We start from the raw sequence: 20085 nt of genomic DNA on the forward strand, positions 1-20085 counted from the left end.
AGAAACAAAGAAGGAACCAATCATGACGATCTCGATCCTGCGCACCACCGACGCCTGGTGGGTGCACACCCCCACCGGAGCCGCCCGCATCGACACCGACGCCACCACCACCGCCGAGTTGCTGGCCGACCCGGCGGCCATCGACGCCGCCGCGGCGAGCCACGACACCGTGCCGGTGAACACCCTGAAGCTGGTGTCGCCGGTGACCGCGCCGTGTCGGGTGGTGGCCCAGATGACCAACTTCATCTCCCACGTCGAAGACGCCGGCATGGACCCGAAAACCATTCCGCTGACCTTTTTCCGCAAAGCTTCGGGCTCCATCAGCGGTCCGTTCGACGACATCGTCAAACCCGGCCATGTCCGGTTTTTGGACTACGAGGTGGAGATCGGCCTGCTCATCGGGCGTGACATCCCGGTCGGCACCGAGATCACCGAGGCCAACCTCGCCGACTACGTGTGCGCGCTGGTGGTCACCAACGACGTGTCGGCGCGCGACGTCCAGCTGACGAAAACCCAGTTCTACGAGTCCAAGTCCTACCCCACCTTCACCCCGGTCGGACCCGCGCTGGTGCTCGTCGACGCCGACGAGCTCAAACGTTTCGGTGACCTACGCCTGCAGCTGCGGGTCAACGGCGAACTCCGCCAGAACGCAGTCGTCGAGGGCGACATGATCTACGGCCCAGTGCAAGCCCTGCGGGCGCTGGCGCGCTTCCAACGCGTCGACCCCGGCGACCTGGTGCTCACCGGCACCCCGGTCGGCACCGCAATCAGCGCACCCCCCAAGCCGGTGCAGACCATCGCCTCGCTGCTGCCCGCCGAGCTGAAGTGGAAGATGTTCTTCTCGAGCCAGGCCAAAAACACCAACTACCTGCACGACGGCGACGTAGTGGAAGCGACCATCGGCACCGACGATGGCGCCATCGAGCTCGGCACCCAACGCACCGTAGTGAGGTACGCATGAACACCGACCAACACACCGAAACCCCGGTTTGCACAACGGTTCCGGTCGTCGTCATCGGCGCCGGCCCCACCGGCATCACCGCGGCCACGCTGCTGGCCCAATACGGTGTCCAATGCCTGGTGTTGGAGCGGCATAACGACGTCTATCCCCAACCGCGGGCGGTGCACGCCGACGACGAGATCTACCGCATCCTGGCCCGAGTCGGCCTCGGCGACGAATTCGCCGCCGCCTCGCGCCCGGGGAGAGGTCTTCGGCTGCTGGACCCGAAGATGCGGGTGCTGGAGGAGTTTCGCCGTGACCGACAAGACAGCCTGCACGGCTTCCCCCAGATGAACATGTTCGATCAGCCCGAGTTGGAAGCACTGCTGCGCGCCAACCTCAAAAAGCACCCCGGTGTGGTGCTGCGGGGCAACGCCGAAGTCACCGCCATCTCCCAGACTGAACCGGGACGAGTGCGGGTCAGCTTCACCGACCGCGTCAGCGGCAACCAGCACAGTGTCGAGGCCGCCTACGTCTTGGGCTGCGACGGCGCCAACAGCGCGGTCCGCACCGCGATCGGCGCCGCCATGGAGAATCTGCATTTCGAGCAGCGCTGGCTGGTCATCGATATCGACACCGGCGCCCAGCTGCACCAATGGGACGGGGTGTACCAGGTCTGCAACCCCGTTCGCGCCGCCACCTACATGCGCGTCGGCGACACCCGCTACCGCTGGGAATTCCGGTTACTCGACGGGGAGACCGCCGCGAACTACCAAAGCATCACCGAGATCGTTCCGCTGCTCTCACCCTGGCTGGGCGAAACCCCCGCCGAGCAGCTGAGGTTGGTGCGGGTGACCGAGTACACTTTCAAGGCCCAGCTGGCCAACCGGTGGCGTGACCGCAATGTATTCATCGTCGGCGACGCCGCCCACACCACCCCACCGTTCGTCGGCCAAGGCATGGCTGCCGGGCTGCGCGACGCGTTGAACCTGACCTGGAAGCTGGCCGGCGTGCTCAACGGCGACCTCTCCGACACGGTGCTGGACACCTATCAGCTGGAGCGAAAACCCCACGTCCGCTCCATGATTGGCGTCGCGATCTCGATGGGGTTGGCGATGACCGCCGGCGGGGAGGTCGGCAACATCTTCCGCCGGGCAGTGTTTCCCCAAATACGGCACCTGCCCTTCATCGGGACCAGAGTCGTCGACGGCGTCACCCCGGCACTGCGGAGATCTGCCCTGGTGATCAAGTCACCAAGCCCGCGGCAGCTGGCCGGCAACCAGTGCCCCAATCCTGCTGTGGGTGGCGGTCTTCGACTCGACGACGTGATCGGCAACCGATTCGCGCTGATCACCACCTCACGGCTAAACGCTGAGCAGCGAACGGAGCTGGACCGCCGCGGAGCCGCCGTCATCACCACCGTGCCGGGAAGCCAACTCGACCGCTGGCTACGGCAAGGCGGTGCCACCGCGGCGATCATCCGGCCCGACAGCACCGTGATGCAGGCCGGCCGCAGTGCAGAGGCGCTTTGCCGGGTAGTGCCTCCGTTTCGCAACGGTTGAGCGCACCGCTGACCAAACGACCACCGATCCTAACGAGAACAGGAGCAATTTCTCATGTCCGATCACACCGCCGCCTTGGGCGGACGCCTGCCTTTGGCCGATCCCGCCGCTCTCCTTGGGGCGCAACGAGAACTCTTCGACACCATGACCAGCGCCGTGGTCCCGTGGGCCGACGACACCGGCTTCCAAAGCACCACCGACGACGGACGACTCATCGGGCCTTTCAACCCCATGCTGCTCAATCCGGCCATGACGTCAGTGTCTTCCCCGCTCCTGTTGGGCGAGAGGGAACACACGTCGTTAAGCACACGGGTCCGTGAAGTGGTGATCCTCGCGGTGGGCGCCGTCTGGCGGTCCGACTACGAGCTGTACGCCCATTCGGCCGCGGCCCGCAAAGTCGGCATCTCTGATGACGCCATCCGGGTGCTCGCCACCGGTGGAATACCCGACGACCTCAGCGAGGACGAAAAGATCGCTGCAGAACTGACGCGGCAGCTTTCAACCCGTCACCGTGTCGACGAAACGCTCTACCGGCAGGCCGAAAACCGCTTTGGCAAAAAAGGATTGACCGACATCGCCATCCTCATCGGCATCTACCACGCAGTGTGCACAACGCTCAACCTGTTCGAGATACCTGCTCCGCACGAGTAGTAGAGGGAACTGCGATGAACAACTCGCTCGTCGCTCGTTAAAAGGAGAAACAAAGAAATGAAAAAACTCACTGTTGCCCTAGCCGCCGGGTTGGCTGCGGCGAGCATCGGCTTGGCCTCGCTTGCAACCGTTTCGCCGGCGGCGAGCCTGGCCAGCTGCGGTGACGGCTGGTACTGGAACAGCAACACCAATTCCTGCGTGCCCAATGGCTTTCCGAGTGACCCCCCCAACGGGTGCCTCACCGGTGACGGTCGACACGTCAACGGCACCATCTGTGCCAACTGATATCCAACGGAGTCGACATGAACGTTTCCACGACTCCCGCGGCTACGGTGAGTTCGTGCGGTACGCGAGCGGCGGTGGTGGCCTTGGGATCTTGGGCGACAGCGTCGGAGGTGCATCCGCGGCCGCTGACCGCGACCTGCAACGACAATCAAAAAGCGCGCTGCGCCAATGGCGGGTTTGCCGTGCGCAGCTGCTGCTCCCCGCGGCCGACGACCGCGGCTGCGTGCGGCATACCAGAGTGTGGATCCCACGATCACAACCGAATGGGAGCTAAGAATGAACACGCGTGGCGATACTTCAGCCCTGATCACGCCTGACCAGCAGGCGATCGAGGATGACCTCGAGGCCCGCGTCGTCGCGTCATTCGACAACACCCCTAACCCGCGAGTCCGACAGGTAATGCAGTCGCTGACCCGGTATCTGCACGACTTTATTCGCGACGTGCGGCTTAGCGAGCAAGAGTGGAAAGCCGCCATCGAATTCCTCACCGCGTGCGGGCACATCACCGACGAGTATCGCCAGGAATTCGAGATGCTTTCAGACGTTCTCGGTGTTTCCATGCAGACCATTGCCGTCAATAACGCCTTCTATGCCAATGCCACACAGGCCACGGTGTTCGGTCCGTTCTTTGTCGACGGCTCCCCGTACGTCCCGCTCGGCGGCGACATCGCCGGCGGCGCCGTCGGCGAGCCTTGTTGGGTGGAGGGCACGGTCACCGACAGTGCTGGCAATTTGGTCCCCGAGGCCCGGATCGAAGTGTGGGAGTGCGACGCGAACGGACTCTATGACGTGCAATACCCCGACGGGCGAGTCGCGGACCGAGCCCATTTATTCACCGACGCCGACGGATCCTATCGGTTCTGGGGGCTCACTCCCATCCCGTACCCGGTTCCACACGACGGCCCGGTCGGGGTGTTGCTCGCGGCTGCGGCGCGCTTACCGATGCGAGCGGCGCACTTACACTTCATGGTCAGCGCCAAGGACCTGCGGACCCTGGTCACCCAGATCTTTGTGGCCGGCGACGACCTGCTGACCCGCGACAGCGTGTTCGGTGTCAAGGATTCTCTCGTCAAGGAGTTCCACGCGCAGGCTCCCGGCACCCCAGGCCCCGATGGCCGCGACCTGGGTGAGAGCCCATGGACGCGGGTGCTTTTCGACATTGTGCTTGCGCCCTGCGCAATATGAGCTCCCCAGCCGCTATTCAAGCGCGTCGGCAGCACCACGAACTGCCGGCGTGTCGCGGGGGACGCCGAGGGGCCCACACTTGCCGCTCGGTGTTATGGCCACGGATTTGGCCACGGAACACGGTGCAACCGATGCGAACAAGCGGTACGGGGCGAGACAACTTGGACGGCTGAACGTCGCTGGCCTGCGGCTATGACACCCAGCGTAGTGTGGAAGACCGCGAACGGTTAGCTCATAACTCAGAGGTCGCAGGTTCGAATCCTGTCCCCGCTACCAGGTGAAATGGCTCCCGGAGGAAACTCCGGGAGCCGTTTTTGCGCCTACCCCCGTTTCCCGGTGAACTCGTTGACGAGCAGTTGGAGACGGTCCGCGTCGTGGGTGGGGCGCAGGCGTCCGGTACGGGCGAGGGTGACCAGACCGTGCAGGGCGGCCCAGAACACCTCGGTGAGCGTGTCGGTGTCCTGCTCGTCGGCGGCCATGCCCACCGCTTGATGCAACGCGGCGAAGGCCGCGACGAGCTGGGGCGGTGTGTCCTCGGCCGCGAAGCGCAAGGTGGTCGTGCGGGTGAACATGGCGTCGTAAACCGCCGGGTTGTCGCGGGCGAAATCGAGATAGGCGTGGGCCACCCGGGTCAGGGTGTCACTCGCCGCGTCGGTGTCGGACCGGGCGGCCCGGATCACGTCGGCGAGTTCGGCGAACCCATCGAGGGCGACGGCGTCGGCGATTTGTTCCATGCCGGCGAAGTGCTTGTACAACACCGGCTGGCTGTACTCGATCTCGGTGGACAGCCGACGGGTGGTGACGGCCTCCCAGCCCTCGGTCTCGGCCAGCTTGCGCGCGGTTCCGACGATCAGCTGCCGGCGGGCGGCGCGTTCGCGCTCACGCCGATCCTCAATGGCCATACCTGACGATATCACAGCTAGAAAAACTAGCAACGCTATTGACGCGGGGGTGGCGAGGGGTTAGCGTTGCTAGCACTTACGAGTGAGGGGAGTTGGGACATGACTTTGGACGACATCACCCGTGCCACCGCGCTGATCGCGGTACTGGGCACTGCGGTGGTCTACGGCACGGACGTCTTCTGCGCGATGGTGCTGCGACCGGCGTTGGCGTTGGTGAACGACGATGCCTTGGTCGCGGTGACCGGACACGTGCACCGATACGGTGACCGGCGCATGCCGGTGCCGGGCGTGCTCGGGATCGTCTCCGCCGCGGTCACGACGGTGCTGGCCGCGGTCGGCGCACACTGGGCCCCGGCCATCGCGGCGGGCACCGCCCTGGTCCTGCTGCTGATCTGGCTGGTGCTCTACACCCGGGTCAGCGCGCCCATCAATCGGCAACTGACCGCGGCCGCCCAAGCCGGACAACCACTCCCGAACGGGCGTGCGCTGCAAGCGAAGTGGGATTCGATCATCGACGCTCGCGCGACACTGCAGGGCCTGGCGGTGGCCGCCCTCTGCGCGGTGCAAATGATCTGACACGTCCCACCTACCCGTCAGTCGAATTTCACTGCAAGGAGACCGATTTCGATGCTCCAGCTCAGGACCTACACGCTGCGGTCGCCGGAAGCCTTAAAGCAGTACGCGACAGTGCACTGGGCGCGGCACCTGGCCACCTTCGCGGCGTTCGGGGTCACCACGCACGGCGTGTGGACCGAGCGCAGCGGCGACGCGAATCGACTCGTCGCGCTGATCGGCTACCCGCCCGGCGCCGACCCCGACCAGCTCACGCCGCACATCATGGCCAGCCCTGAATTCGCCGCCGACATGGCCGGTTTCGACGTCGACGACATCGTCGACGTTCAGACCGCACTGCTCGACCCGACGCCGTTTTCACCGATCCACTAACGAAACCCAGGAGGGCTCGACATGACCATCACCACCGCCATCGGCTACGTTCTCGCCGGACTCCTCGCCGCGGCCATCATCTTCATCGGCGCACGCTTCCTGGTCGCGCCGCGCGTCGCCGCCGCCGGCTACGGCGTGCTGCCCGATCTGGACCAACCGGGTGCGGGTGCCTACCTGAGCGTCAAGGGCATACGCGACATCGCCACGGGGCTGTTCGTCATCATCCTGATGATCGCCGGCGCGACCCACTTGGTCGGCTGGGTCATGTTGGCCGCCACGATCATCCCGATCGCCGACGCCGCCATCGTGCTGCGCAACGGCGGCTCCAAGTCGGTCGCCTGGGGCGTCCACGGCGGGACCGCCGCCGTCATGCTGGTCACGACCGCGTTGCTGCTGGTGTCCTAAGCGGGAGATCGCCGGTATGACGACGATCACATAACACCGCAGGAATTGCTTCGACATCGAAGCGAGTTGTACGGCGCGTAGCTGCTTCGAAATCGAAGCAATTGACTGAGGAGGGACACATGAAGGCTGTGCGGTACCACGAATACGGCGGTAGCGACGTTCTGCGATACGAGGAGGCCCCGCGACCGGTGCCGGGCCCCGGGCAGGCGCTGGTGAAGGTGGCCGCCACCTCGTTCAATCCGGTGGATGCGGGCATCCGCGGCGGCTACCTGGCCGAGGTGTACAAGATCAGCTTCCCGCACATTCCCGGCGTCGACGTGGCGGGCACCATCACCGAACTCGGCGAGGGCGTGACGGGCTGGAACGTCGGCGACGCGGTCGTGGCGTTTCTGGCGCTCGACGCCGACGGCGCCGCCGCCCAGTACGCGCTGGTGCCGGCCGAATTGCTGGCCGCCGCCCCGACCTCGGTGCCGCTGGCCGACGCGGCAGCGCTGCCGGAGGCCGCGTTGACGGCGTGGCAGGCGCTGTTCGAGATCGCCGGGCTGGCCGCCGGTCAGTCGCTTTTGATCAACGGTGCCTCCGGCGCGGTCGGCGGTTACGCCATTCAGTTGGCCAAGCAGGCCGGCGCCGTCGTCACCGCGACCGCCAAGGCGCGCGACGCCGAGCGGCTGCGCGGCTTGGGTGCGCAGCGCATCGTCGGCTACATCGACTACACCCGCTCGCCGGTCGACGTCGACGGTGCGCCGTTCGACGTGGTGCTCAACCTCGTCAGCACCACCGACGAGCAGACCGAGGCCCTCATCGGCGTGGTCGCCGACGCCGGTTTCCACGTCGGCACCATGGTTTTCGGGCCGGACAACCCACCCCGGGGAGTCCGCACGCAGCGGGTCTTCGTCCGCAGTGACGCCGCCCAGCTCGCCGGGCTGGTCCGTCGCGTCGACGACGGGCAACTGCGCATCGAGGTCGCCGAGCGCCGGCCGCTCGGGCAGGCCGCGGCCGTGCACGCCGCCTCCGACGAAGGACGCCTACACGGCAAGACCGTCCTCGTCCCTGCCGACCAGTAACGCGCTGCCACAACAACATTCATTGATTGAGGTGGGGCCGTTGCCCGCGACGGCCCCACTCGAAAGGAAACTCCCATCATGGGCAAACTCGCACTCGTCACGGGGGCCACCTCCGGAATCGGCCGGGCATACGCCGAACGGCTCGCCGCCGACGGCCACGACCTGATCATTGTGGGCAGGCGAGCCGAGCGGTTGGCCGAGTTCGCCGGCGCCCACCCGGACGTGAACGTACGCACCGCGGCCGCCGATCTTTCGAACAGCGACGACGTCGCCCGGGTCGCCGAGATCTGCGCCGCCGAGCCGCTGACGATGCTGGTGAACAACGCCGGGGTCGCGCACTACATGCCGTTGGCCGAGCTGCCCGCGGGCAAGGCCGTCGAACTGGTGAACGTGAAAGTCCTTGCCCCCACAATGCTTACCCGCGCCGCGGTCCCCGGGATGCTCGAGCGCGGCGCGGGCGCGATCATCAACATGGCAGGCATGATCGCCTTCAGCGGTCCCGCCCCGCACTCCCAGCCGCCCCGCCGCGCCGTCTACGGGGGGACCCTGGCCTACCTCGTCGCGATGTCGCAGACCCTCGGTGCGGAGCTGGAAGGGACCGGAGTCGTCGTGCAGGTGGTGTGCCCCGGGGTGGTGGCGACCGAGTTCCACGAACGTCAGAACATGGACCTCGGTGCGGTGCCTCGGATGAGCGCCGACGACGTCGTCACCGCCAGCCTGCGGGGCCTGCAGTTGGGCGAGACGGTCTGCGCCCCCGGCGTCGAGGACGCGAGCCTGTTGGACGCCGTGTTCCAAGCCGACCTCGCCGCCTTTGGCGCGCAAAGCCCCGAACCCGCCACGCGGTACCGCTGAACACTTCGATGTCGAAGCACTAGGGTCAAGGAATGGCCAAGGCGCTCAACCCCGTCCAGCTGCGGACCTACTTCGCCTTGATGGAGGCGGTCAGCCTGCTGCAGTACGAGGTGCGGCAGCAGCTGCAGGCCGACGGAAATCTGAGTTACGTGCAATTCGAGATTCTGGCCAAACTTGCCGACGCGAAGCACCCGCTCACCATGACCGACCTGGCCGACGGCGTGGTGTACAGCCGCTCCGGCCTGACTCACCAGGCCGGGCTGTTGGAAAAGGAAGGCCTCATCACGCGCGCTGCCTCGCCCGACGACCAGCGCGCCACGGTCGTCAGCATCACCAAGCAGGGCCGCGCCCGCGTCGCCAAGGTCTTGCCCGGCCACATCGAGGTGGTGCGCGAGCTCCTGTTCGACTCGCTCTCCGATCGGGACGTACGCACCCTTGGTGAGGTGATGAGCCGCGCCCGCGACCACATGCGTTCTCGGCCCCCCCGCTCCGCCGCGCCGCGCGGTCGCCACGCCGGCGCCAACTGATGGCGAACGAGGCGCGGACGCTGACTGGTCGGTCGATCCCGATGGGCTGCTGCACGAGTCGCTGATGATCGCAGCACCAACGCCGCCACGTCACTAGCCGCGTTCGTCACCGGGCGCACCACCATCGCCACCATATTGCCGGGTGTCGAAGGAGCGTCGGCAGGATCGCTAGTGGATCGAAGTAGGTGACGCGTTCGATCGCCTTGCCGTCCTGCAGGACGAGTCGGTTCACGGTGGGCCATTCGATGACCTTGCCTCCGACACGAGCGTGAAGTCGGAACTCAATGAACACCAGGTTCCCGTCGCCGCACCATCGGTCGACGTCGGCGCGTAGGTCGGGGAGGCAGGACCAGATGCGGTGGAACTGTGCTTGCGCGGCTGCGATCCCAATCATGGGAGCAGCGAGCGGCTGTACCAGGACAACATTGTGGTGCAGGAGTTCGGGTAACCGTCGAGGTGACGGGTGGCGCCAGAAGTCGGCGAACTTGGTGACGAACTCTTCAGGGCAGGAGCGCGTGTCCACTCTTTAACGATGGCCATCCCTGCGTGCCAATTCGACGCATCACGCTGCCAATCACTGCCAACCCAATTCGACTGGCCGTTGCGCTTCCAGCAGAAATGGGTAAGTAACGAAGTAGCCCGGCGCGTCAGGTGTGGAACAGGTCATTGATCGGAAGGTGGGATCGCATGGTTCGTCACGAGGAGGGCCGGTGGGACGTCAGCATCAAGAGCAATGCGGTTTGCCTTGAGCGCATTGCTGACAGCGACAAGCAGTTGTTCGAAGACTCGTTATCCCCCGACGAGGCCCGCGCACTAGCTGAGCTCTTGAGGAAGTTCGCCGACAAAGTCGACGAGTCCGGTGACTCCGGTAAGTCCGACGAGTCTGAGGACTCCGACAAATCCGACGAGTCAGACGACTCCGACGACTCCGATAAGTCCGACGAGTCTGAGGACTCCGACGAGTCTGAGGACTCCGACGAGTCTGAAGACTCTGACAAATCAGAGGGCTAGTACTGCCGGCGCTTCTAGGTGCAGCCGCTCACCTGGATTCGCCGGCCCGCATTGACGCAGACGTTCACGTTCGGCGGTGGCGGCGGCGGAAAGTCCTGCGGCAGTGGCGCATAGTCGGCCGGCGGTGGCGCGTAGGTGCCGACTGTGTCGGCCACGTTGGTGCATCCGCTCACCGAAACACGCCGGCCGACGCTCGCGCAGACGTCGGCGTTGGCCACACCGGGGGGCCGCACGACGGCATACATTTCGGGAACCACGGTGAAGGCCAACACCGTGATCCCCGCGGCAGTCCAAGATCGCACCCAAAGATTCATGGCCATCTCCTTTCCTCGGCACCGCCCCTAGGGAGTGGCGCCGGCCTCCCCGGCCAACGGGGTCCACTGGCAGCGCTGTTTGACGTCGACCAGCGGCTGACGGATGTTCTCCAGATCGGCTTGCTCCTGCGGGTTCGCGTTGAAGTAGTTCTGCACGTCATCGCGGATCTGATCTTTGGGCCGATCCTGCAGTCCGGTGTAGAACCCGTTCACGTCCGGGTGCGTGAACAGGTAGGTCGACAGCGACGCCGCGACGCCCGCCGCGACACCGGCCACGTCGCCAGCCGTGCAATTGGCCGGCCGCGGCGGCGTATCGGCCGCGGCGGTCGACGACGCGGTAGCGCAGGACAGTGCACCGGCAACCGCGCCCGCTCCGATAGCGCCGACAATTAGTCGGCTTGGGAAGGAGAGTGGGAGGAACATAGCGGGCTCCTTCGTCCGGTGATCAACCTGACTGCAACCGACGACGGGTGCCGTCCGGGGCATGTTAAGCAGACTCTGGCGCCCGTCAACAGGGGAAATGGTCCCTAAGACTCTCCGGGCCATATCCACGCCAATAGCGAACCTGCCTGCAGAATGTCTTGGTGCTGACCGCGCGGAAGGGCCGCTGACGTGCACGGGTTCGGCTTTCACACGCTGGCGCTGCTGACCGCGGTGGGTTTCGCCGGTCCGCTGCTGGCGTCGCTTCCGCGCCTGCAAATCCCGGTCATCATCGGCGAGCTGGCCGTGGGCCTCATCGTCGGCAAGACCGGTTTCGGCGTCGTCGACGACGCCAATCCGACCTTCCAGTTGTTGGCGAACATCGGCTTCGCGCTGGTGATGTTCGTGGTGGGCACCCACGTTCCGGTTCGCGATCCCAAGCTGCGCTCGGCGGCGCCGCGGGCGCTGCTGCGGGCGGTCGTGATCGGTGCCGTCGCGGCGGCCCTGGGCGTCGGGCTCGCGGCCGCGTTCGACACCGGCCACGCGGCGCTGTACGCGGTCCTGATGGCCTCCTCGTCGGCGGCGCTGGTTCTGCCGGTGATCGATTCGCTGCGGCTGCAGGGACCGGATGTGCTGTCGGTGACCGTGCAGATCGCCATCGCCGACGCCGCGTGTATTGTGTTGCTGCCGTTGGTGATTGACCTGAAGCACGCGCCGATCGCCGCGCTGGGTGGGCTAGCGATCGCGGCCTGCGCGGTGGGGCTGTTCCTGCTGCTGCGCGTGGCCGACCGCAGGGGCCTGCGTCGGCGCCTGCACAAGTACTCCGAGGACCGCCGCTTCGCGCTGGAACTGCGGACGAACCTGCTCGTGCTGTTCACCCTGGCGGCGCTGGCCGCCGACACCCACGTGTCGATCATGCTGGCGGGGTTCGCGTTGGGTTTGGTGATCGCGTTGGTCGGCGAACCGCATCGGCTGGCCCGTCAGTTGTTCGGCATCACCGAGGGGTTTTTCAGCCCGCTGTTCTTCGTCTGGCTGGGCGCCTCGCTGCAAGTGCGCGAGTTGGGTTCGCATCCGGTGCTGATCCTGCTGGGCATCGGGCTGGGGCTGGGCGCCGTGCTGGCGCACTGCGCGGGAAGGCTGCTCGGCCAGCCGCTGACGCTCGCGGTGCTGTCGGCCGCCCAACTCGGGGTGCCGGTGGCCGCGGCCACCATCGGGACCCAAGGACACCTGCTGGTGAAAGGCGAAGCGTCGGCGCTGATGTTCGGCGCCCTGCTCACGATCGCCGGCACATCCATCGCGGGGGCGCTGGCGGCGCGGCGCCAGGCGGGCGTAACGGCGCAGCAGCCCACCCCACCCGGGGCCTAGGGATTGGCACAAAGTCCTTTTGCCTAGTGCCGTCGTGCTCTCGTCTCACCGGTCGTATCTGCGCGATGGTGGATGGCGTGACGCTGCTTTACCCGAAGGGAACTACCGCCATGAACGCACGCTTTCCGGACGCCGGCACAGTCCGGACCGTCCTGACTCTGGCGTCTCGGGCACCCTCGGTGCACAACACGCAACCGTGGCGGTGGCGCGTCGACGCCGCGAGCCTGCATCTGTACGCCGACGCCGAACGGCAATTGCCCAACACCGACCCGGACGGCCGGGACCTGATCCTGAGCTGCGGCACCGCGCTGCATCACTGCGTCGCCGCGTTGGCGGCCGTTGGGTGGCTCGCCAAGGTGACCCGGTTGCCGAACCCGGATGACCCCAATCACCTGGCGTCGATCGAATTGTCCCCGTACCCCGCCGACGCCGTCGACATCGCGCTTGCCGCCGCGATACCGCGGCGGCGCACCGACCGGCGCCACTACAGCTCCTGGCCGGTGCCGATCGCCGACATCGCGCTGATGGCCGCGCGGGCGGCCCGAAACGGCGTGACGCTGTGCCAAGTCGAGGACCTCGACAAGCTGCACAAGATCGTCGCCGAATCCGTCGCGGAGCACCTGAATCGCGATTACCTCGCGGAGCTCACCGCATGGAGCGGGCGCTACGCCTCGGTCGCGGGGGTTCCGGCCCACAGCACGCCGGCGCCCGACCCCGCGGCGAAAATACCGGGCCGATACTTCGCCGGCCCCACGCTGCCCATGGCGCCGGACGCGGCGCCCTCCGACGACAGTGCCGTCGTCCTCGCGCTGGGAACGCGGACCGACGACCGGCTGGCGCAGCTGCGTGCCGGCGAGGCCACCAGCGTCGTCCTCCTGACCGCCACGTCGATGGGACTGGTCAGTTGCCCCGTCACCGAACCGCTGGAGATCCCCGAAACGCGCGAGTCGGTTCGGTCCGACATCTTCGGCGGCGGCGATTACCCGCAGATGCTGCTTCGGGTGGGCTGGGCGCCGATCAACGCCGACCCGTTGCCGGCGACGCCGCGGCGCGAACTTTCCGACTTCGTCGAATGGGTCACCGAGTAACGACGGCAGCGAGGCGAGCGAGTTAGGCGGATGATGTGGCGGTGAGCGGAGACGCCGTAGGCCATCAGGTCTCGTTGTTCGACACGGTTGGCCTGCACCGTCTCGTCGAGGTGCTGATCGAGCGGGGCTACCGCGTGGTGGGTCCGACGTTGCGGGACAACGCGATCGTGCTCGCAGAACTCGAATCGGCCGACGACCTGCCGCGCGGCTGGGGTGTCGACGTCGCGCCCGGACAGTACCGCGTGCGCCGCCGCGACGACGGCGCCGCGTTCGGGCACTCGGCCGGCCCGCAGTCGTGGAAACGGTTCCTGCACCCGCCGCGACAGCGGATGTGGGCCGGCACCCGGGACGGGACAGGCGAGCCCGAAACCGACGACCCCGAAACGGAAGCCCCGCGCTACGCGTTCCTGGGTGTGCGCGGGTGCGACCTGGCCGCCATCGCCACGCTCGACGGCGTGCTCGGCCGCACCGACTACCCGGACGGCTCCTACGTCGGCCGCCGCCGGCGGGCCTTCGTCGTCGCGGTGAACTGCACCGAGCCGGGCGGGCTCTGCTTCTGCGCGTCGATGGGCACCGGCCCCGCGGCCGGGCCGGGTTACGACCTGGCGCTGACGGAGCGCCTCGCGGGTGACGCGCCGGAATACCTCGTCGACGTCGGCAGCGCCGAGGGCGCCGACGTGCTGGCAGCGGTTTCGCATCGGGACGCCAGCGGCGATGAAATCGCTTCTGCGCGTGACGATGTGGAGGCCGCTGCCCATAAGATGGGCCGCCAGATGCCGAACACCGATCTGCGGGACCTGTTGATCCGAAACCGCGAATCGCCGCAGTGGGACGAGGTCGCCAGCCGCTGCCTGACGTGCGGCAACTGCACGATGGTGTGCCCGACCTGCTTTTGCACCAGCACCGAGGACGTCAGCGACCTCACCGGTGAGCACGCCGAGCGCTGGCGCGAATGGTCGTCGTGCTTCGAATTCGACTTCACCTACGTGCACGGCGGCGGCAGCGTGCGCCAGTCCGGCGCCTCGCGGTACCGGCATTGGCTGACCCACAAGCTGGGTACCTGGCACGACCAGTTCGGCATGTCGGGCTGCGTGGGCTGCGGCCGGTGCATCGCGTGGTGCCCCACCGGCATCGACATCACCGCGGAGATGAACAAGATGGCCGGCGATGAGTGAGCCGGTGTCGGCCATGGCGCCCGTCCCGTACCGGGTGCGCAGTCGCGTGGTGGAGAGCCCCGATTCGGCGACCCTGTGCCTCGAGCCCGTCGGCGCTGCACTGCGAAGCCCGCAACCCGGGGAGTTCATGATGCTCTACGCGTTCGGCGTGGGCGAGGCCGCGATCTCGATCAGCGGCGACCCGTCGGTGACCGACGGCTCGATCACGCACACCATCCGGGCGGTCGGGGCGGTGAGCCGCGCGCTGCACAACGCCGAACCGGGCAGCGTCGTCGGGGTCCGCGGCCCGTTCGGCACCACCTGGGGGCTGGACGAAGCCGCGGGCCGGGACCTGGTCCTGGTCGCCGGCGGCGTGGGCCTGTGCCCGTTGCGTCCGGCGGTGCTGGGCGCGCTGGCGGGGCGGGCCCGCTACGGCAAGGTGACCCTCGTCGTGGGCGCCCGCTCGCGGGCGGATTTCGTGTTCGTCGACCAGCTCGAAAAGTGGGCCCAGGACCCGCAAATCGCGCTGCACGTCACGGTCGACGTCCCGGTCCAGGGCTGGAGCGGCGAGGTCGGCCTGGTCACCGAGCCCCTGCGCCGGCTCGCGCTGAGCCCCGGCCGCACCACCGCGTTCCTGTGCGGGCCGGAGCCGATGCTGCGGTTCGGCGCCGAGGCCCTGCTGGCGAAAGGCGTTGCCGCCCGGGATATCCGGGTATCGCTGGAACGCAACATGCAGTGCGGGGTGGGCTGGTGCGGTCACTGCCAGCTGGGCCCGCTGCTGCTGTGCCGCGACGGCCCGGTCGTCGGTTACGACGTCGCCGGCCCGCTGCTGGGAGTGAAGGAGCTTTAGATGGGCCCAACCACGTTGGCCGTGTGGAAGTTCGCCTCCTGCGACGGCTGTCAGCTGACGCTGCTGGACTGCGAGGACGAGCTGCTCACCCTGGCCGGCCAGGTGCAGATCGCCACGTTCGCCGAGGCCTCCAGCGCGATGGTCGGCGGACCCTACGACGTGTCGCTGGTCGAGGGTTCGATCACCACCCGCCACGACGAGCACCGCATCCGCGAAATCCGCGAGCAGTCAAAGGTTCTGGTCACCATCGGCGCGTGCGCCACGGCCGGCGGAGTGCAGGCGCTGCGCAACTTCGCCGACGTAGCCGAGTTCGCGTCCGTCGTCTACGCCAAACCCGAGTACGTCGACGCGCTGGCCACCTCCACGCCGGCCTCGGACCATGTCAAAGTCGACTACCAGCTGCCGGGCTGCCCGATCGACCGCGGTCAGCTGCTCGATACCCTCGCGGCGCTGCTGATCGGGCGCAAACCCCGCATTCCGGCCAAGACGGTGTGCACCGAGTGCAAGCTGCGCGGGGTGACGTGTGTGGTTGTCTCCGAAGGCATCCCGTGCCTCGGACCGGTGACGCATGCGGGCTGCGGGGCGCTGTGCCCCCGGCACCATCGCGGCTGCTTCGGCTGTTTCGGCCCGTCGGCGGTGCCGCAAACCGCGACGCTGATCCCGCTGCTGCGCCGCGACGGGATGTCCGACGGCGACGTCGACCGGGTGTTCTCGACGTTCAACGTCGCGACCTTCGCCGCGGAGCGGGGCAACGCGTGAACCAGTCCACCCGCACCCTGAGCGTCGGCACGCTGACGCGCGTCGAAGGCGAAGGCGCGCTGCACGTCACGCTGAAAGACGGTGCGCTGGAAAGCGTGCAACTCAACATCTATGAGCCGCCGCGGTTCTTCGAGGCCTTCCTGCGCGGGCGCGCCCACACCGAGCCGCCCGACCTGACCGCACGGGTCTGCGGCATCTGCCCGGTCGCGTATCAGGTCAGCGCCTGCAACGCGATCGAGGACGCCTGCGGCGTCCGGGTGGACGACGAGCTCGTCGCGTTGCGGCGCCTGCTGTACTGCGGCGAATGGATCCACAGCCACGTCCTGCACATCTACCTGCTGCACGCGCCGGACTTTCTCGGCTACCCGGACATCATCGGCATGGCGCGCGACCACGCGCAGGCCGTCGAGCGCGGGCTGGCGCTGAAGAAGGCGGGCAACCAGCTGATGGAACTCGTCGGCGGGCGCGCGATACACCCGGTCAACGTGCGCCTGGGCGGATTCTATTCGGTGCCAACGCGTTCGGACTTCAAACCTATCGCCGCGCAGTTGCATCGCGCGCTGGACAACGCGCTCGCGACCGTCGAGTGGGTGTCCGGGTTCGAGTTTCCCGACCTCGAGCTCGACCACGAGTTCCTGGCGCTCACCGCGGCCGGCCGGTACCCGATCGAGGACGGTGCCATCGCGCGCAGCGCGGGCCCGCCGTTTCCGGTGGCCGAGTTCACCGAGCACGTCGTCGAATCGCAGGTGCCCTACTCCACGGCCCTGCACGCGACCCTCGACGGAGGCCGCTACCTGACCGGGCCGCTGGCGCGGTTCTCGCTGAACTCGTCGACGTTATCGCCCGTCGCGGCGCAGGCCGCCGGCCAGGCCGGGCTGTCGGGCGAATGCCGAAACCCGTTCCGCAGCATCGTCGTCCGCGCCGTCGAGGTGGTCTACGCGGTGGAGGAGGCGCTGCGCATCATCGACGAATACCAGCGCCCGTCGCGCCCGTTCGTCGAGGTCCCGGCGCGGGCCGGCGTCGGCCACGGCGTCAGCGAGGCGCCCCGCGGCCTGCTGTATCACGGGTACCGGATCGGCGAGGACGGGCTGGTTTCCGCGGCGACGATCATCCCGCCGACCTCCCAGAACCAGGCGGCGATCGAGGCCGACCTGGCCTGCCTGGTTTCCGGCAACCTCTCCCTCGATGACGCCGCACTGACGGCGTTGTGCGAGCAGTTGATTCGCAGCTACGACCCGTGCATCTCGTGTTCGGCGCACTTCCTGAAGCTGACGGTGCAGCGGGAATGACGGATAGCATCGTCGACGCAGTTGTCATCGGCCTCGGCAATCGCTACCGGCGAGACGACGGTGTCGGCATCGTGGTGGCGGACCAGCTGGACCGCCTGGGGCTCAACGGGGTTCGGGTCGTCACCGACATCATGGAACCGATGAGCCTGCTCGAGGCGTGGTCGGGTGCCGGCCTCGCGGTGGTGATCGACGGGGCGGTCGGCAGGCCGCCGGCGCCGGGCCGGGTGCGGCGCTGCGCCCTGAGCGACGTCACGGCGGGGGACCGCTTGAGTTCGCATGGCATCGATCTCGTGCGCACCCACGCGCTGGGCGACGCGCTCGGTCGGGTGCCCGGTGAGCTGGTGCTGCTCACCGTCGAGGTCGCCGACACTGGTCATGGCGCCGGCTTGACTCCACCCGTCGCGCGCGCGGTTGCCGAGGTCGTCAACATGGCGTTGGCCGAGATCCTGCCGGACCGATAGGCGAGCTTCATTGGTGGTGGCGCCGGTGATACCGCAAACGGCAATCGCCTCATGCTCGGCTCGGGGCACGCATGCGCCCAACAGCTGGTGCGATGATTCAGGCGCGATCGCGGCTACCCAGCAGCGGCGGGCCGAACCGGAACCGGCGGCCCGTGACCACCTCGGGAACCACCCGTACGTAGTGGGTCTTCTCGGTCGACGTCCACGGCAGCAGCTGCGCGCGTTCGGCTTCTTCGATCTGCTCGTTGGTGCGCAGCGAGCGCGCCCTGCCCTTGACGATGACGCTCCAGCCCTCGGCGACGTTGTGGTCGTCGACCTCGAACAGCACGCGGTTGTTGATCGCGGTGCTGACCAGCTTGGTGCCCTCCGCGGTGCGAAACAGCACGGTGCGGTTCTGGACGGCGTAGTTGACGGGGAAGATCTCGGGCTGGCCGTCCACGCTGGTGACCAATCGTCCCAGCGTGACACCGCCCATCAGGTCCCAGCATTCGTGCACCGGCAGGATGGTCACCACATCATCGGTCCCGGACATCGGCCACCCTTCTTCGATGGGTCAAAGTTCTTCAACCACTTGGCGGTTCGTGCAAGTGTAGCTAGTGGATCTGCAGGACGTTGCCCGCCGCCCGCCGCGGGGTGGGCGGGGGGACGGCTTCCATCGGCGGCGCTATCCCGACGCGGATCAGCACCTGCGGCTGGCCGCCGCCAGCGAGCATGCCGCGCACGATGTCGCGGCTTTCGTCCAGCTCGATCAGGTGGGTCAGTGTGCAGGTCGCGAGGAATGCCATCGTGCACTCCAGCAACACGTTCGACAACACCTCACCGCAGCGCAACACGTCGGCCCGGGTGTCCCCCGGGGTGGAGAGCACCATGATCTTCGACCAGTCCACCGCGACCTCGGGACGCCGATCCGCGCGGCCCCTGACCGGGAATTCGCGCGCCACGTCCACCCGGCCGCTTTCCTGAGCGGACAACAGCGCGCGGGGCGGCACGCCCGCGTGCGACGCGAACGGCGAAGTCCACCATTCAAGTTCGGCGTGATAGAACGCGTCGTCGCGGCGCAGCGCCTCGGTGAGCTGGGAGGCCTGCACCAGCGTGGGTCGCGCGTCCTCGGCGAGCACGTCAAGCGTCACCTCGCTCTCGTCGAACGTGCTGCGCAGGACGGGCTCGAAGAGGCTCCAATAGGTCGGCTCTCCCATCGGAAGCCGGTCGGTCCGGCGGTGCAGGATCGCGTTGGCCCGGTCGCGCTGCGCGCGCGTGACGTGCTCGACCGGATGGAATCCGATTGTCGCGAGCTGGTTCGGGTCGTTGGGGTCGGGGAATCGTTTGGTCTCCGCGGCCCAACCCGCGGCGAGCATGGCGACCCGAGCGTGATCGAGCGCGGCGCCACAGCTGATCATCGCCTCGCGGCCCGACCGATCGGTCGCGGTGAGGGTTCGATCCGGGTCGAGGAACAGGTCGACGCTGGTGTCGCTCGCAACCCAGCGCCACGGCTGGATGTTGTGCAGGGAGGGAGCGCGGCACGCCAGTTCCACCGCGCCGGTGATCACGCCGATGTCCACCATCGTGTGGGTCATTCGCTCACTCACTTCCTTTCCCACGTCGACCCTCGGGCATGTGAGCACCGCGCGCCAGGGTCCTTGGTCCCCTGCGGCAGGTCATTGGGCCCGGGCCGACCATCCGGACGTCCAGGGCGCGCGTTGTTCCTGAACGCCGTCAGCGAGGTGCGCCGGCATGCCGACCTTTGAGGAAAGTGAGCAAAGAACGCCGTGGGCCCTTCGGCATCCGAATGGCCTCCGCCGGCCGGGACGAACGGCCCTGGTCGCCGACCCCGATGGCGCTTACCGTCGATGGTATGAACGCGACGCCGGACACCCGGACCCTGCAAAGGGCGGTGCAGCTGGCCTGCCGGGCCCCTTCGGTGCACAACAGCCAGCCGTGGCGGTGGGTGGCCGGGGACGGGGCTCTGCAACTGTTCGTCGACCGCGACCGGACGGTCCCGGGCACCGACCCTTCCGGCCGGGAGGAGATCCTCAGCTGTGGCGCCGCGCTCGATCAC

General features: G+C 67.5%; 25 protein-coding genes and 1 pseudogene. 20 read left to right on the forward strand and 6 right to left on the reverse strand.

Annotated features, from left to right (window positions below; genetic code table 11):
- The first annotated feature begins 22 nt into the window (after positions 1–22).
- From A5787_RS21800 to A5787_RS21815, 5 genes are all read left to right on the forward strand, one after another.
- Positions 23–961: a fumarylacetoacetate hydrolase family protein gene (locus A5787_RS21800; protein ID WP_066970876.1), complete on the forward strand. Its 939-nt coding sequence runs from the start codon at positions 23–25 to the stop codon at positions 959–961.
- Positions 958–2502 (forward strand): bifunctional 3-(3-hydroxy-phenyl)propionate/3-hydroxycinnamic acid hydroxylase, encoded by a 1545-nt coding sequence (locus A5787_RS21805; protein ID WP_066970878.1) that lies wholly within the window; start codon positions 958–960, stop codon positions 2500–2502. Before A5787_RS21800 ends, A5787_RS21805 begins: the two co-directional genes overlap by 4 nt.
- 54 nt (positions 2503–2556) lie before the next feature.
- Positions 2557–3153: a carboxymuconolactone decarboxylase family protein gene (locus A5787_RS21810; protein ID WP_066970880.1), complete on the forward strand. Its 597-nt coding sequence runs from the start codon at positions 2557–2559 to the stop codon at positions 3151–3153.
- A 57-nt stretch (positions 3154–3210) separates the two neighbouring features.
- Positions 3211–3438 (forward strand): hypothetical protein, encoded by a 228-nt coding sequence (locus tag A5787_RS27475; RefSeq protein ID WP_156764070.1) that lies wholly within the window; start codon positions 3211–3213, stop codon positions 3436–3438.
- Between the two features lie 276 nt (positions 3439–3714).
- Positions 3715–4623 (forward strand): dioxygenase, encoded by a 909-nt coding sequence (locus A5787_RS21815; protein ID WP_066970882.1) that lies wholly within the window; start codon positions 3715–3717, stop codon positions 4621–4623.
- Between the two features lie 320 nt (positions 4624–4943).
- On the opposite strand, the gene A5787_RS21825 is transcribed toward A5787_RS21815, so the two are convergent.
- Positions 4944–5525 (reverse strand): TetR/AcrR family transcriptional regulator, encoded by a 582-nt coding sequence (locus tag A5787_RS21825; RefSeq protein WP_066970884.1) that lies wholly within the window; start codon positions 5523–5525, stop codon positions 4944–4946.
- A 99-nt stretch (positions 5526–5624) separates the two neighbouring features.
- Here A5787_RS21825 and A5787_RS21830 point away from each other — a divergent pair, with 99 nt between their 5' ends.
- From A5787_RS21830 to A5787_RS21855, 6 genes are all read left to right on the forward strand, one after another.
- A complete protein-coding gene (locus A5787_RS21830) occupies positions 5625–6101 on the forward strand; it encodes a DUF1772 domain-containing protein (RefSeq protein ID WP_066970886.1) in 477 nt (158 codons plus the stop codon).
- Positions 6102–6152: 51 nt separating this feature from the next.
- Positions 6153–6470, forward strand: a complete 318-nt coding sequence (locus A5787_RS21835; protein ID WP_066970888.1) for an NIPSNAP family protein — start codon at positions 6153–6155, stop codon at positions 6468–6470.
- 21 nt (positions 6471–6491) lie between these two features.
- Positions 6492–6875, forward strand: a complete 384-nt coding sequence (locus tag A5787_RS21840; RefSeq protein WP_066970890.1) for a DUF4267 domain-containing protein — start codon at positions 6492–6494, stop codon at positions 6873–6875.
- A gap of 119 nt (positions 6876–6994) precedes the next feature.
- A complete protein-coding gene (locus tag A5787_RS21845) occupies positions 6995–7939 on the forward strand; it encodes an NADP-dependent oxidoreductase (protein WP_066970892.1) in 945 nt (314 codons plus the stop codon).
- Positions 7940–8017: 78 nt separating this feature from the next.
- Complete coding sequence (locus tag A5787_RS21850; RefSeq protein ID WP_066970893.1) at positions 8018–8791, forward strand: SDR family oxidoreductase; 774 nt, start codon at positions 8018–8020, stop codon at positions 8789–8791.
- A gap of 32 nt (positions 8792–8823) precedes the next feature.
- Positions 8824–9318 carry a MarR family winged helix-turn-helix transcriptional regulator gene (locus A5787_RS21855; RefSeq protein ID WP_066970895.1) on the forward strand — a complete coding sequence of 165 codons (495 nt, stop codon included), beginning with the start codon at positions 8824–8826 and terminating at the stop codon, positions 9316–9318.
- A 106-nt stretch (positions 9319–9424) separates the two neighbouring features.
- On the opposite strand, the gene A5787_RS21860 is transcribed toward A5787_RS21855, so the two are convergent.
- Positions 9425–9841, reverse strand: a complete 417-nt coding sequence (locus A5787_RS21860; protein ID WP_066970897.1) for a nuclear transport factor 2 family protein — start codon at positions 9839–9841, stop codon at positions 9425–9427.
- Between the two features lie 164 nt (positions 9842–10005).
- On the opposite strand from A5787_RS21860, the gene A5787_RS21865 reads away from it, so the two are divergent.
- On the forward strand, positions 10006–10329 hold the full coding sequence (locus A5787_RS21865; protein ID WP_066970899.1) for a hypothetical protein: 324 nt from the start codon (positions 10006–10008) through the stop codon (positions 10327–10329).
- Positions 10330–10343: 14 nt separating this feature from the next.
- Here the strand turns inward: A5787_RS21865 and A5787_RS21870 are convergent, their stop codons facing one another.
- A complete protein-coding gene (locus A5787_RS21870; RefSeq protein ID WP_082977378.1) occupies positions 10344–10643 on the reverse strand; it encodes a hypothetical protein in 300 nt (99 codons plus the stop codon).
- Positions 10644–10670: 27 nt separating this feature from the next.
- A complete protein-coding gene (locus A5787_RS21875; protein WP_369829152.1) occupies positions 10671–11189 on the reverse strand; it encodes a hemophore-related protein in 519 nt (172 codons plus the stop codon).
- Positions 11190–11255: 66 nt separating this feature from the next.
- On the opposite strand from A5787_RS21875, the gene A5787_RS21880 reads away from it, so the two are divergent.
- From A5787_RS21880 to A5787_RS21910, 7 genes are all read left to right on the forward strand, one after another.
- The gene (locus tag A5787_RS21880) at positions 11256–12428 is read left to right on the forward strand and encodes a cation:proton antiporter (RefSeq protein WP_066970905.1); all 1173 of its coding nucleotides are present in this window, start codon (positions 11256–11258) and stop codon (positions 12426–12428) included.
- Positions 12429–12538: 110 nt separating this feature from the next.
- Positions 12539–13516 carry an NAD(P)H nitroreductase gene (locus tag A5787_RS21885; RefSeq protein WP_066970932.1) on the forward strand — a complete coding sequence of 326 codons (978 nt, stop codon included), beginning with the start codon at positions 12539–12541 and terminating at the stop codon, positions 13514–13516.
- 41 nt (positions 13517–13557) lie between these two features.
- Positions 13558–14691, forward strand: coding sequence for a 4Fe-4S dicluster domain-containing protein (locus A5787_RS21890; protein ID WP_231994111.1), 1134 nt, complete (start codon positions 13558–13560; stop codon positions 14689–14691).
- Positions 14684–15520 carry an FAD/NAD(P)-binding protein gene (locus A5787_RS21895; protein ID WP_066970907.1) on the forward strand — a complete coding sequence of 279 codons (837 nt, stop codon included), beginning with the start codon at positions 14684–14686 and terminating at the stop codon, positions 15518–15520. The genes A5787_RS21890 and A5787_RS21895 overlap by 8 nt, the downstream gene beginning before the upstream one ends.
- Positions 15521–16279, forward strand: coding sequence for an oxidoreductase (locus A5787_RS21900; RefSeq protein WP_066970909.1), 759 nt, complete (start codon positions 15521–15523; stop codon positions 16277–16279).
- Entirely contained in the window at positions 16276–17568 is a 1293-nt protein-coding gene (locus tag A5787_RS21905) for a Ni/Fe hydrogenase subunit alpha (RefSeq protein WP_066970911.1), read from the forward strand. Before A5787_RS21900 ends, A5787_RS21905 begins: the two co-directional genes overlap by 4 nt.
- On the forward strand, positions 17565–18029 hold the full coding sequence (locus A5787_RS21910) for a hydrogenase maturation protease (protein ID WP_066970913.1): 465 nt from the start codon (positions 17565–17567) through the stop codon (positions 18027–18029). The genes A5787_RS21905 and A5787_RS21910 overlap by 4 nt, the downstream gene beginning before the upstream one ends.
- 97 nt (positions 18030–18126) lie before the next feature.
- On the opposite strand, the gene A5787_RS21915 is transcribed toward A5787_RS21910, so the two are convergent.
- Together A5787_RS21915 and A5787_RS21920 are read right to left on the reverse strand one after the other, a co-directional pair.
- A complete protein-coding gene (locus A5787_RS21915; protein WP_066970915.1) occupies positions 18127–18561 on the reverse strand; it encodes a pyridoxamine 5'-phosphate oxidase family protein in 435 nt (144 codons plus the stop codon).
- A gap of 61 nt (positions 18562–18622) precedes the next feature.
- Positions 18623–19603 (reverse strand): NAD(P)H nitroreductase, encoded by a 981-nt coding sequence (locus tag A5787_RS21920; RefSeq protein ID WP_197507342.1) that lies wholly within the window; start codon positions 19601–19603, stop codon positions 18623–18625.
- Positions 19604–19881: 278 nt separating this feature from the next.
- Between A5787_RS21920 and A5787_RS21925 the strand changes: the two are divergent.
- A pseudogene (locus tag A5787_RS21925) lies at positions 19882–20085 on the forward strand (NAD(P)H nitroreductase); the annotation flags it as partial.

This window comes from Mycobacterium sp. 852002-50816_SCH5313054-b (genome assembly GCF_001667185.1).
Taxonomy (GTDB): domain Bacteria; phylum Actinomycetota; class Actinomycetes; order Mycobacteriales; family Mycobacteriaceae; genus Mycobacterium.